The 12,433-nt window shown below is 38.7% G+C and carries 13 protein-coding genes; 5 read left to right on the plus strand and 8 right to left on the minus strand.

The features are described 5' to 3' along the window. The first annotated feature begins 71 nt into the window (after window positions 1-71). Window positions 72-764, plus strand: a complete 693-nt coding sequence (locus KIV10_RS04610) for a glycosyltransferase family 2 protein (RefSeq protein ID WP_214112320.1) — start codon at window positions 72-74, stop codon at window positions 762-764. Beyond that, window positions 761-2,251: a cellulose synthase family protein gene (locus KIV10_RS04615; protein WP_214112321.1), complete on the plus strand. Its 1,491-nt coding sequence runs from the start codon at window positions 761-763 to the stop codon at window positions 2,249-2,251. Before KIV10_RS04610 ends, KIV10_RS04615 begins: the two co-directional genes overlap by 4 nt. Here KIV10_RS04615 and KIV10_RS04620 read toward each other — a convergent pair whose 3' ends face one another. Continuing rightward, entirely contained in the window at window positions 2,252-3,172 is a 921-nt protein-coding gene (locus KIV10_RS04620; RefSeq protein ID WP_214112322.1) for an AraC family transcriptional regulator, read from the minus strand. 141 nt (window positions 3,173-3,313) lie between these two features. On the opposite strand from KIV10_RS04620, the gene exaC reads away from it, so the two are divergent. The 3 genes from exaC to KIV10_RS04635 all read left to right on the plus strand — a co-directional run bounded on the left by exaC (window position 3,314) and on the right by KIV10_RS04635 (window position 5,969). Next, on the plus strand, window positions 3,314-4,837 hold the full coding sequence (exaC, locus tag KIV10_RS04625; protein ID WP_214112323.1) for an acetaldehyde dehydrogenase ExaC: 1,524 nt from the start codon (window positions 3,314-3,316) through the stop codon (window positions 4,835-4,837). Window positions 4,838-4,921: 84 nt separating this feature from the next. After that, window positions 4,922-5,287: a DUF779 domain-containing protein gene (locus tag KIV10_RS04630; protein ID WP_214112324.1), complete on the plus strand. Its 366-nt coding sequence runs from the start codon at window positions 4,922-4,924 to the stop codon at window positions 5,285-5,287. A gap of 79 nt (window positions 5,288-5,366) precedes the next feature. Beyond that, the gene (locus KIV10_RS04635; protein WP_214112325.1) at window positions 5,367-5,969 is read left to right on the plus strand and encodes an FMN-binding negative transcriptional regulator; all 603 of its coding nucleotides are present in this window, start codon (window positions 5,367-5,369) and stop codon (window positions 5,967-5,969) included. A gap of 74 nt (window positions 5,970-6,043) precedes the next feature. Here KIV10_RS04635 and KIV10_RS04640 read toward each other — a convergent pair whose 3' ends face one another. From KIV10_RS04640 to KIV10_RS04670, 7 genes are all read right to left on the minus strand, one after another. After that, entirely contained in the window at window positions 6,044-7,399 is a 1,356-nt protein-coding gene (locus KIV10_RS04640) for a UDP-N-acetylmuramate--L-alanine ligase (protein ID WP_214112326.1), read from the minus strand. A 59-nt stretch (window positions 7,400-7,458) separates the two neighbouring features. Beyond that, a complete protein-coding gene (locus KIV10_RS04645) occupies window positions 7,459-8,433 on the minus strand; it encodes a tetratricopeptide repeat protein (protein WP_246516193.1) in 975 nt (324 codons plus the stop codon). Between the two features lie 88 nt (window positions 8,434-8,521). After that, on the minus strand, window positions 8,522-9,043 hold the full coding sequence (locus KIV10_RS04650) for a DUF4136 domain-containing protein (RefSeq protein WP_214112327.1): 522 nt from the start codon (window positions 9,041-9,043) through the stop codon (window positions 8,522-8,524). A gap of 85 nt (window positions 9,044-9,128) precedes the next feature. Continuing rightward, entirely contained in the window at window positions 9,129-10,127 is a 999-nt protein-coding gene (gene obgE, locus KIV10_RS04655) for a GTPase ObgE (protein ID WP_214112328.1), read from the minus strand. A 55-nt stretch (window positions 10,128-10,182) separates the two neighbouring features. Continuing rightward, window positions 10,183-10,761, minus strand: a complete 579-nt coding sequence (locus tag KIV10_RS04660; protein WP_214112329.1) for an adenylate kinase — start codon at window positions 10,759-10,761, stop codon at window positions 10,183-10,185. 112 nt (window positions 10,762-10,873) lie between these two features. Further along, window positions 10,874-11,500: a DUF2490 domain-containing protein gene (locus tag KIV10_RS04665; protein ID WP_214112753.1), complete on the minus strand. Its 627-nt coding sequence runs from the start codon at window positions 11,498-11,500 to the stop codon at window positions 10,874-10,876. Window positions 11,501-11,660: 160 nt separating this feature from the next. Next, window positions 11,661-12,308: a hypothetical protein gene (locus tag KIV10_RS04670; RefSeq protein WP_214112330.1), complete on the minus strand. Its 648-nt coding sequence runs from the start codon at window positions 12,306-12,308 to the stop codon at window positions 11,661-11,663. Window positions 12,309-12,433 lie beyond the last annotated feature (125 nt).

Raw genomic sequence — 12,433 nt, forward strand, 5'->3', positions numbered from 1 at the left:
ATTACAGTTTGCGTCCAAAGTTTGTCACAAATTTTTATGACCTTCGCAACCTGAAAACCACAAGTTCTGCAATGGTTCCAAACATCAAAGTAATTATTCCCGCTTTCAATGAAGAAAAATCCATTGCCCAAGTTATTGCGGATATTCCGAATATAGTTTCCGAAATAATTGTGGTAGATAACAACTCGAACGATAAAACTGGAGAAGTCGCTAAAAATGCAGGTGCCACGGTACTTTTTCAACCAAAATCAGGGTACGGAAATGCCTGTTTAAAAGGATTGGAATACCTTGAAATACTGAACCCCAAACCAGATATTGTCGTTTTTCTGGATGGCGATTACAGCGATTATCCTGAGGAATTGACAAAATTAGTAGCCCCAATTATTGAAAAGAATATCGATTTTGTAATAGGGGCTCGCGATAAAGAGTTACGCGAAACAGGATCCATGACATTTCCGCAGCGTTTCGGTAATGAATTGGCAACCCGATTGATGCGTTTATTTTTCAATTCAAAATTTACTGATTTGGGTCCCTTCCGTGCTATTAAGTACAACAGATTGCTCGCACTGAACATGGAGGATAAAACCTATGGTTGGACAGTAGAAATGCAACTGAAAATTCTCAAAAAGAAATTCTCTTACGTTGAAATTCCCGTAAAATACCGAAACAGGATTGGAGTTTCAAAAGTTTCGGGGACTTTAAAAGGTGCTATATTTGCAGGCATAAAAATTCTGGGATGGATTTTTAAATATTCACTAAAATGATTTTTGTTTACTTCGTCGTTGGCATTTACGCCCTTTCACTTTTACTTATTTTTTTCTACGCACTCGCGCAACTCAATCTTCTGTTTAATTATTTAAAAGCAAAAAAAAATCACAGGGAAGGCGAAAAATTCAATTTCAACAATCCCGAAGAAATTCCGTTTGTAACCATTCAACTCCCAGTTTACAATGAACTTTATGTAATGCAACGCTTGCTTGATAACATTGTTGAAATAGATTATCCTTCGGAAAAGTTGCAGATTCAGGTATTGGACGACAGCACCGATGAATCTTTTGAAAGCACTGCAATTCATATAAAAGAACTGCAAAACAGAGGAATCAATATTCAGCATATTTCACGAAAAAATAGAACTGGTTTTAAAGCCGGGGCATTGAAAGAAGGTTTAAAAACCGCAACCGGGGAATTTATTGCCATTTTTGATTCCGATTTTCTTCCGAAGAAGGATTGGCTGCAAAAAACAATTCCCTATTTCAAAGATGAAAAAATTGGTGTTGTTCAAACGCGCTGGGGGCATATAAATCGTGATTATTCGTTGCTTACGAAAATTCAGGCTTTTGCGCTTGACTTCCACTTTATTTTGGAACAAACGGGTAGAAATTTTGGCAACCATTTTATAAATTTTAATGGGACGGCGGGCGTTTGGCGTAAATCCTGTATCCTCGATGCGGGGAATTGGCAGGGCGATACGCTCACAGAAGATCTCGATTTAAGCTACCGTGCCCAATTGAAAAATTGGAAATTCAAATATTTGGAAGATGTGGAGACCCCAGCGGAATTGCCCGTGGTTATAAGCGCTGCGAAAAGCCAACAATTTCGCTGGAACAAAGGCGCTGCGGAAAATTTCCAGAAAAATTATTTTTCAATTTTAAAGGATTCTGAGATTTCATGGAGGACAAAATTCCATAGTTTTTTTCATCTTTTGAATAGCAGTATGTTTATTTTGATATTGATGATTGCGGTTTTGAGCGTACCCATGCTTTACATAAAAGCAAAAAATCCAGAGCTGAAATATCTGTTTTATGTGCTGGCAACTTTTGCCCTGAGTACGCTAATTTTCTTCGTTTGTTATTGGATTACTTTTTCGAGGATTCACGGCGGCGGATGGAAAAATTTCATCAGATATATTGGTATGTTTTTCACATTTTTTTCAGTGGCCATGGGCTTTTCGGTACATAATTCATTGGCGGTTTTGGAGGGCCATTTTGGCAAAAAGAGTGAATTTATACGCACGCCAAAATTCAATGTGGGCAGTTTTAAAGAAACATGGAAAAGCAATAAATATCTCACCCATCAATTTTCGGCCATTACAATTATTGAAGGATTTTTAATGCTCTATTTTGCTTTTGGAATGTTCAGCGCATTTACGGTTGGCAATACGGGTGGGGATTTTGGGCTTTTTCCCTTTCACCTAATGTTGTTTATTGGCTTCGGCTTTGTGTTTTTTTCTTCGCTTAAACCTTTAAAATAATTATTTTCTGAACGAGTAAATAAACTGCTGTGGCGTCATCAATTCCAATTTTTTGAATTGACGGTTGAAATAGCTCACATTGTTAAAGCCAGATTTGAAGGCTATTTCAGAAATAAGCATATTTTTATTTTCCTTCATCAATTTTTTGGCGAACTTAATTTTTTCAGAATTCATAAAATCTACGGGCGAAATCCCCAATGTATTCTTGAACTTTTTATGAAAACTGGACGAACTCATATATGCTTTTTCCGCAAGTTGTTCCACATTTATGGACCTATCGGTTAGGTTTTCCTTTATATATTTTACCACAGAGCCAATGCGCGTATCACTAAAAATATCAAGCGTATCATTGAGAATGCTTTGCTTCGCCTTGGTCTGCAACAGCCGGATTATCAACTCTTGAATCATTAAATCCAATAATGCATCTTTTGAGGCAGAATTATGCGTAAACGTACTTACTAATCTTTCGATCAAATAATTGACCTCAACTTGGTTGGTTAAATGCGAAGCTGTGCCCTTTTCAAGATTCCAGTTATTATTTTCTTCCTCAAAATTAATCTGCTCATTAAATTTCAGAGCGACTTCACTAATCTTTCCCGGGTCTATACCAAGTGCCAGACACTGCGTGGGACTTGCTTGGGTAGCTATGGGAAAATCAATTACCATTTCTTCATTGGCGGGCATCACCACAGATTCACCAGGCAAAAATTCGAAATCCGGCAAATATTTAAGATGCATAATTTTTTTGCCCGTGAGCATACTCGCAATCACTGGAAAATCGAACGTTAGGGAAACACGTTCAGCAGCTTTGTGGGTTTCGAAGATATTCAACTCAGCATACTCTGCATTGTAGGTCGTGCGGTTTTCAACCAGTGTATAGATTTTTCGGCTTTCCCTATGGTTTCGCAGTGAGTGTTCCATTCACCAATAGTACAAAAAAATAACACAATTCTATTAAAGTTACAGTATTGTGTTATTGGTTGATAGAATTGTTCAAGTTATTGCGAAATTATTAAAATATCTTTATTAAAATTAAAAAAGTGATAATCAAAATCAAAAACTATGAGTACGATCCAAACCGAGAAAGGAAAGGCAATCGAAAAGCCGGAATTCAAAGATACATACGATAATTTTATAGCAGGAAAATGGGTAGCTCCCGTAAAGGGCGAATATTTTGAAAGCATTTCGCCAGTAGACGGCAATGCATTCACAAAAGTAGCACGCTCCACTCAGGAAGATGTGGACAAGGCGATTGATGCCGCTTGGGAAGCTGCCAAAAGCTGGAACAATACCTCTGCCACGGAGCGCAGCAACGTACTCCTGAAAATTGCGGATGTTATAGAAAAGAACATTGAGGTGCTTGCACGTGCGGAAACCTGGGACAATGGCAAACCTATACGTGAAACCAGCGCTGCCGATCTTCCACTTGCTGTGGACCACTTCCGATATTTTGCCGGTGTAATCCGCGCTGAGGAAGGCGGAGCCAGTGAACTCGATGAAAATACTGTTTCCCTTAATATTTGGGAACCCCTTGGCGTGGTCGGGCAAATAATTCCATGGAACTTTCCCCTATTAATGGCTACTTGGAAACTTGCCCCGGCACTCGCCGCCGGAAATTGTGTAGTACTGAAACCTGCCGAACAAACCCCTGTAAGTATTATGATTTTGGCAGAAATGATACAGGATATTGTTCCAGCCGGAGTCTTGAATATCATAAACGGTTTTGGTCTTGAAGCCGGAAAACCTCTGGCATCAAGTTCAAGGATAAATAAAATTGCATTTACTGGCGAAACCACTACCGGCCAACTTATCATGCAATATGCTTCAAAAAACATTATTCCGGTTACTTTGGAGTTGGGCGGTAAATCCCCCAATATTTTCTTCAAAAGTATTATGGATGCAGATGATGATTTTTTCGACAAAGCTATTGAAGGCGCAGTACTTTTCGCTTTCAATCAAGGCGAAGTATGTACTTGCCCATCAAGAATTTTGGTAGAGGAAAGCATTTTTGATGACTTTATGAAGCGCGTTGTGGAAAGAACAAAGGCCATAAAAATTGGCCATCCGCTTGATCCTGACACGATGATGGGCGCACAGGCATCCAACGACCAATATGAGAAAATCCTCAATTATTTAAAAATAGGAAAAGAGGAAGGCTGTGAAGTTCTAACTGGCGGTGAAGCGGCTTACAATGAAGGTCTGGAAGGGGGTTATTACATTCAGCCCACAATTTTTAAGGGAAATAACAAAATGCGCGTTTTCCAAGAGGAGATCTTTGGCCCAGTGGTTTGCGTAACTACGTTTAAAGACGAAGAAGAAGCCATTGAAATAGCAAATGACACCCTTTATGGATTGGGTGCGGGCGTCTGGACTCGGGATATGCACCAGGCCTATCAAGTGGCGCGAAAGGTAAAAGCTGGGCGTGTTTGGGTAAACAATTACCACGCCTATCCGGCACACGCACCTTTTGGGGGCTATAAAAAATCTGGTATTGGCCGCGAAAACCACAAAATGATGCTGGACCATTACAGGCAGACAAAAAATATGCTTATTTCATATGATAAAAAGAAATTAGGTTTCTTTTAAATTAATTATAGATTAAAAAAAGTTGCCTTTGTCCGGTCTGGAAAAGGCAACTTTTATTTTTTTTAATTTCAGAAAAACAATGTTATGAAAACTACCAAAGTAGCAATAACTGATAAAGCGGCCGAAGTTTTGAATTCCTTGAAAGAAACATTTGGTGATTTAATTTTTCACCAAAGTGGTGGATGTTGTGATGGTTCGGCGCCGATGCTTTTGCAAAAGGACGATCTGTATCTAGACGAGAGTGATGTGCTTTTAGGACAAGTGGAAGGCGTAAATTTTTATATGAATAAAGATCAATACGAATATTGGAAACATACGCATTTAACCATAGATATTACCAAAGGGCGCGGCGCCAGTTTTTCATTGGAAATCCCGTTAGGCTATCGTTTTTTAATAATCTCGAGATTGTTTACCGAAGCTGAGCAAAAGGAAATTTCAGTAAAGTTTTAAAATATGGAAGCAAAATGAAGCGTATGCGCTAATCTAAATTGCCATGGTTTGTTATCTTTAACTTGATAATTTGCCGCATATGTATCCACCTTCCCACCATCAATCGCACGATATTCAAAAAATGATTTCAGTTATCCAGCATTTTCCTTTGGGAATGCTCGTGAGTGCGAAAGAGGGAAAACCGTTTATCACTCACATTCCCATCATTTATAATGAAACTTCAAAAAAATTGGTCGCACATATAGACCGAAGTAATCCGCAACTAGAAACGTTGCAAAATGGTGCTGAAGTCACAGTAATTTTCAAAGGACCAGAAACCTATATTTCGCCTTCAATTTACAATACCCCACATTTACCTACCTATAATTATATTATCGTTCACGTAACGGGCAACATTAAACTTATAAACGACCCGAAAGCTATCAAAAAAACAATGGTTGATATGACCGATTTCCTGGAAGCGAACGATCAAAATTTTATTCTGAAACAAGAGGATCCACGTATGGAACGATTGCTGGAATATATTCAAACCTTTGAAATTGAAATAACTAATTGGGAGGGAAAATTTAAACTCTCACAGGATAAAAGTCCGCAAAATTTTGAAAATGCAAAACAGGAAATGCTGAAAAAATCCCGAAAGAATATTTCGGGATTTATTGATGAAATTTATAAAATAACATAAAACTTTTGAAAATGCTTTGAAGTATGTTCTTTAGAATCTTAAGTCTTTTGTCTTGCAGCGAAGCGGTCTTATATTTATTTTAAATACCCCTTAACCTCCTCAAAATCCAACCCTCCATAATTGCCACTGCTCATTAAAAGCAGGCAGGTATTATCATAATCCTGGGAATAAAGGTATGTTTTAAAATCTGCGGGATTTGTAAATACAACCAAGTCTTCCCTATCAAAAGCCTGTTCTATTTGTTCGCCTTTTATTTCTTCAAGTTGCTTTATCATTACAGCGTGGGGCGAATAAAAAACTACCGCACTGTCGGCCGCATCCAGTGTTCCTTTATATTCCCTTAAAAATTCTGGGTTTAAACTGCTATAGGTGTGCAACTCAAGGCAGGCTATCAGTTTTCTATTTGGATACTGGTTTTTAACGGCTTCCGTAGTTGCTTTTACTTTACTGGGTGAGTGGGCATAATCCTTATAGGCTACCGCATTTTTAGTTTCAGTGATTTTCTCAAGCCTTTTGCTCGCGCCCTTAAAAGTTGAAATGGCTTCATAGAAATCATCTGCATCCACACCCATCAATTGGCAAATCCAGCGCGCCCCTTCCAAATTGTTGAGATTATGCTTTCCGAAGATTTCTACGGGCATGGGACCTTCGGGAGTTTCTAATAGTGTAACGCCATCCTCCACGGAATATTCGGGTGTTTGGTACGGATATTTTTTGATGGGATTGGCCGCAGCTTCAACCACACGCTTCACTTCAGCGTCCTCTTCATTATAAATTATGGCGCCGCCGTTTGTAATCTCTTTCAAAAAAATTTCAAATTGCTGAACGTAATTTTCATAGGTAGGAAATACGTTGATGTGATCCCACGCAATTCCGCTCAATAAAGCAATATTGGGTTTGTATAGATGAAATTTAGGCCGTCTGTCTATGGGTGAGGATAAATATTCATCACCCTCAATCACCATAAAATCGCTTTCATCCGTAATTTTCACCATAGTATCAAACCCCTCGAGCTGTGCTCCCACCATAAAGTCTACGTGCTTGCCATGGTAATTCATTACGTGCAGGATCATGGAGGTGATAGTAGTCTTTCCATGTGATCCGCCGATGACTACCCGGGTTTTGTTTTTAGATTGTTCGTAAAGGAATTCTGGATAGCTAAAAATTTTCAGTCCCAATTCCTTTGCCCTTAGAAGTTCTGGATTATCCGCTTTTGCGTGCATACCAAGGATTACAGCATCAATTTCTGAAGTCAGTTTTTCCGGAAACCAGCCTTCATCGGCCGGTAAAAGTCCCGCATTTTGCAATCGGCTTTTTGAAGGCTCAAAAACCTCATCATCGCTACCGGTTATCTTATCTCCTTTTTGATGCAAGGCCAATGCAAGATTGTGCATTGCGCTACCGCCTATGGCTATAAAGTGGATTCTCATTGCAAAATATGAGTTTATGTGTTTAAAAGTTTATCTGAAAAATTTTTGCTGAACCTGAATTATAGTGCTAAAATAAGCGACTTTTCTTTTTTGGCTTCCTCAAAATTATTTCGTTCCAAAAGTGCTTTATTGATCCAAGTGAGTGCAATTTCCTTCTTTCCCAAATTCTTATAAATTTGGGCGAGCCTGTAATAAGCCCAATCCCGCGGAACGCCATCTTTTACCGAATAATCTGCCAGATATTGGTAAAGGCACTCAATGCCATAATGGGGCTTTATATTATACTGCGCGGCAATTTTACCAATTTGGTAATTCAGTTGGTTGCGCTTGTGTTTTTTTAGGGAAGTGGCCGTAGTTTCCAGTGCTTTGTTAGGCTGATTGTTTGTTTCGTAAAGGTTGCTCAATTTTTCATAGGTATGGGGTGAACCACCTATTTCAATTGCCTTTTTATAAAATTTCTCAGCTTCTTCTGGACGTTTGGAATATTCAGCAATGTAACCGCTTGCCAAATAACCATCAACCGCGGAAATCTTTGAAAGTTGATTCGCAAAAGATTGTGCTTTTTCCTCGCTACCACCTACAATTCCAGGTAATTGCATATACAATTCAACCAAAGCCCAGCGTGCTTCTATGTGTTTTTTATCGAGATCCGCAGCGCGTTCCAATTCCCTTTTAATATCAGGAATGTACGCCAACGCCCGAACCTTGCTAATACTCAATGCTTTCATACCCAAGGCACCGCCATATTTAAAATGATAATTTGCATTGTTGTCCTCTTCGGCTGCCAACGCTTTATAATATTCTATGGCCGTATCCCAATCTTTTTCATAGGAAGCTATATCTCCTAAATATTCGCGGGTTTTTTTATCTGAAGGATTTTGTTGCAGAAATTTTTCAAAAATGGGTTGTGCTTTTGAAAATTTTTCTTGTTCAAAATAGGTTTCAGCACGCTGAAAATCGCTTTGTGCTATTGCTATAAAAGGACTTAAAAGAAATAAAAAAACTATGTATGTGATGAAATGCTTGGTATTCAAATTTCAGAAATTAAATATTAGCAGACTATTTATTGGTATTTTCAAAAACATCCAGAACTATGTGTAATGGATTGCAAAAATAAAACGGTCAATTTTTTTCAGGAGGATATTTTGAAAGTATTTTCTCGATAAGGCTGAAATAATATGCTTCTTTCCTTTCTGGCGAAAAACTTTCTTTATAATCGGCATCTGAAACGGCCTGCCAAACCAAATCATCCTGCGCAAAATCTACAAAATCCATGGTCAATTGTTGGTTGATCGTGCGGCCGCCAATTGGGATTCCGCCCCCTACTCCTACACCCACGTTTCCACCGGCGCTACCAAAACCAAATCCAATAGTGCTCTGGGAATTTGAAAGGCTTTCCCTTGCAAAGAAATTAATTAAAAATGATGGATTTTCGGTTTTAACAAAACCCCTTTCCTGAAGCAGACTATCTGTTACTCGCATAATCCGCTCGTCGTCGAGCTCACTCAAACCAGAGTCTATATTTGGATAATAATTATAGGAATTATAGGTAGAAAAATCGGCTTGTTTATCATAATCCACCGCAACGGTGGCACCACAGGAAGTAAGGACCGCGGCAAAAAGCAAAAGATAGATAATTTTCATTGCGTTATTCTTTATTTAAAAATAAGCAAAAAACGTTCCGATGTGTTTCGGTTTATTTTTCTTTAACAATAATGAAAAGATTTTATTAATTCAGCATTGCCCAAAGTTTGTCCTTCAACTCCGTTAATCCTTGTTGCGCTACGGATGAAATAAACAAATATGGAATTCCCTTAAATTGTTTGTCGAGCAATTTTTTCATTTCCGCTTTTAATTCCTCATCAAGCATATCGCTTTTGCTGATTGCCACAAGACGTTCCTTGTCCAATAACTGCGGATTGTAGCGACGCAATTCATCAACTAAAATATCATACTGTTCCTTTATATCCGGCGCATCCGCTGGTACTAAAAAAAGCAGTGTTGAGTTGCGTTCAATGTGGCGCAAAAAGCGATGGCCGATTCCTTTTCCTTCGGCTGCACCTTCAATGATTCCTGGGATATCCGCAACTACAAAGGTTTTAAAATCGCGATATTCAACGATGCCCAAATTAGGTTTGAGGGTGGTGAATTCATAATTGGCAATTTTCGGTTTTGCGGCCGTAATTACTGAAAGCAATGTGGATTTTCCAGCATTTGGGAAGCCCACCAAGCCAATATCGGCGAGAATTTTCAATTCAAGAATAATATCCTTTTCCTCGCCTTCCTCGCCTGGCTGCGAATATCTGGGAGTCTGGTTTGTAGCAGACTTAAAATGGGCATTACCGAGCCCTCCACGGCCACCTTTCGCAATTATTTTTTCCTCACCATCCTCGGTAAGTTCAAACAAAATTTCTTCCGTTTCCTTATCTCTAATTACGGTGCCCAAAGGCACTTCAATATATTCATCTGCTCCGTCCGCGCCCGTGCTTGTCTGCTTGCTTCCGTGCTCACCGTGTTCTGCCTTAAAATGTCTTTTGAATTTTAAATGATAAAGTGTCCAAAGATTCTTATTCGCCTTAATTATTACGTGTCCGCCACGACCACCGTCGCCACCATCCGGCCCTCCTTTTGGGATATATTTTTCCCTGCGCATATGCTTGCTCCCCTGCCCTCCTTTACCGGAAGTCACGTGCACCTTTACGTAATCTACAAAATTCCCTTCGGTCATATATCCTATGTTATTTCTTGTTTGCGAACTGCAATTATGGTTGATGAATTTTTAATTATTGACCAATTTTATCAATAACCTGACTCAAGCGTTCGGTAATATCTTCAATGCTTCCCACGCCATCAATGCCGTAGTACATATCCATTTTTTTGTAGTAATTCTTTAGGATTGCAGTTTCGGCGTAGTAGACTTTTATTCGGTTTCGTATCACATTTTCATCGGCATCATCTGGTCTACCGCTAGTTTTACCACGTTCAAGCAACCGTTTTACTAAAATTTCATCGTCAACCTCCAGTGCAACCATAGCATCAATTTGGGAATCCTTGTCATCCATTAAATGCCCAAGTGCTTCGGCTTGCGCTTCGGTGCGTGGAAAACCGTCAAAAATAAAACCCTTGGCATCTGGATTTTTGTCAACCTCATTGCTCAGCATATCAATAGTAATCTCATCTGGCACCAATTGACCTTTGTCAATATACGATTTTGCCAGCGTGCCCAATTCAGTCTGGTTTTTTATGTTATATCTAAAAACGTCACCGGTTGAGATGTGCACCAGATTGTATTTTTCCTTTAAAATATCTGCTTGAGTGCCTTTGCCTGCGCCCGGAGGGCCAAATAAAATAATATTAGTCATGAGCTCTTAAATAGAAGTAAATTTATTTTCTTTTGAATTGAGGAATGAAGAAACAAACTTACAAAAATAAAGGCTCATGGAATTTGAAAAGAGGTTGCTTTCTGAAAGGCTCTCAAAAGTTAAGAAAAGTCATGACCATAATCTGGTCTCGACTGCCATTTTGTAAAAATTGGTTCATATAGCCCAATTCTACTCGGAAAGCTTCGTTGAACCGATAACCAAATGCGCCATATAGTCTATTTCTATCAAAAATGGTTTCTTCGGTATTCAGAAAAATTTCATTGTAAGCTGTCGCATACAGCGGTTTTTCCGAAGCGATGGAAATGCCCAAAGGAATGTTGACCGATAAAAAATACCGAAACCGCAATCTGAAATCACTCTCAATAAAACGTTGCTCAAAACGGTACCGATGCTGAAGGGACAAAAAATTGAAATTCTGCTTGGTAATAAATTGCTGAAAAATACGATGCTCATTAACATCCACTTTTTCATCGGTTACGTCTACATAGTTTTGGCTGAGGATATACGCGTACCCTAGCAACACATTGTTGTTATTTTCCGAAAGATTGTAGCCAATTCCCGTCCGTAAAAGTAATTGCTCTAAATCTCCAACCGCATTGTAATTTCTGAATTGTACCTCGTGGTGCCAATTGAAAAGTGAATCAATTTTCTTACTTCCGGTATAGGCATACCAAGCGCCAAGATTGCTTTCTTGCGAAAAAGTAAGGATAGGAAACATCAAAAATAGTAGGGCGAAGTAAATTTTTTTTGTCTGCAATGAGCTATACGTTTTTTAAGAAATGGTTTTGCTTTTAGTTGAAATGTAAATATAGGAAATGCGAATTAATCAACTAAAATTGCCAATTTTCACTGCTGTGGAAATAATAATGACTCGTTGCTTATTGCAAAATTATATTTGAAGTCACCTCCTCATACACCTCACCAGTTGATAATTCAACTTTCACACGTACTTTGAAGTTTTCATCCAAGATTGGCTTTCTGTCCACTTTTAAATTTAAGTATGGATCAGAAATATTGGACTCCGCATAATTTTCCAAAAAGTCTTGCAGATATTCGCCATTTGCATCCCTAAAGGAGGATTTTACTACAATTAAATCGTTTATGACGGAGCCAGCCAGGTGATCTTCGTCAAAATCATTCAGCGTGGTAACGGTCAAGTTGGATAATTTTTCGAATTTAGAGCCAGCATAACCATCTTGCTTGCAAGAACAGGCATACGCACTGGAAATCAACGAAAAACCGAGGCTTTTTTGAGAGGCTTCAGAAATAAAGTCTACGTCATATTCAAGCTGGATTCCATCATAGGTATCGTACGCAACGGCTTCATTTTCCTCCAATATTTCAACTTCATTCTCATCGATTCGCTCATAGCTGCTCAAATCCATTCCTGTTATGTCGAAAAATTCGCCCGCAATCGGCCCGCAATTGCAATCATCATTATTGGTGGTGCACATTTGCAATGGGAGGCCAACAACCAATGCTATTACAATAATTTTTGTCTTGGTATTATTTACAAACGTTTTCATAGTGAAAAAATTAGATTCATTAAAACTATAAAAAAACTTGGTTTGTTCTCAAATTAATTAGCATACTATAAATTCATATTTCAGCTACCTTTCTCCCACACTCGCTCCACTTTTCTTCGGGAATC

Origin of the sequence: Aequorivita echinoideorum (genome assembly GCF_018476645.1) — a bacterium.
GTDB classification, from domain to species: Bacteria; Bacteroidota; Bacteroidia; order Flavobacteriales; family Flavobacteriaceae; genus Aequorivita; species Aequorivita echinoideorum.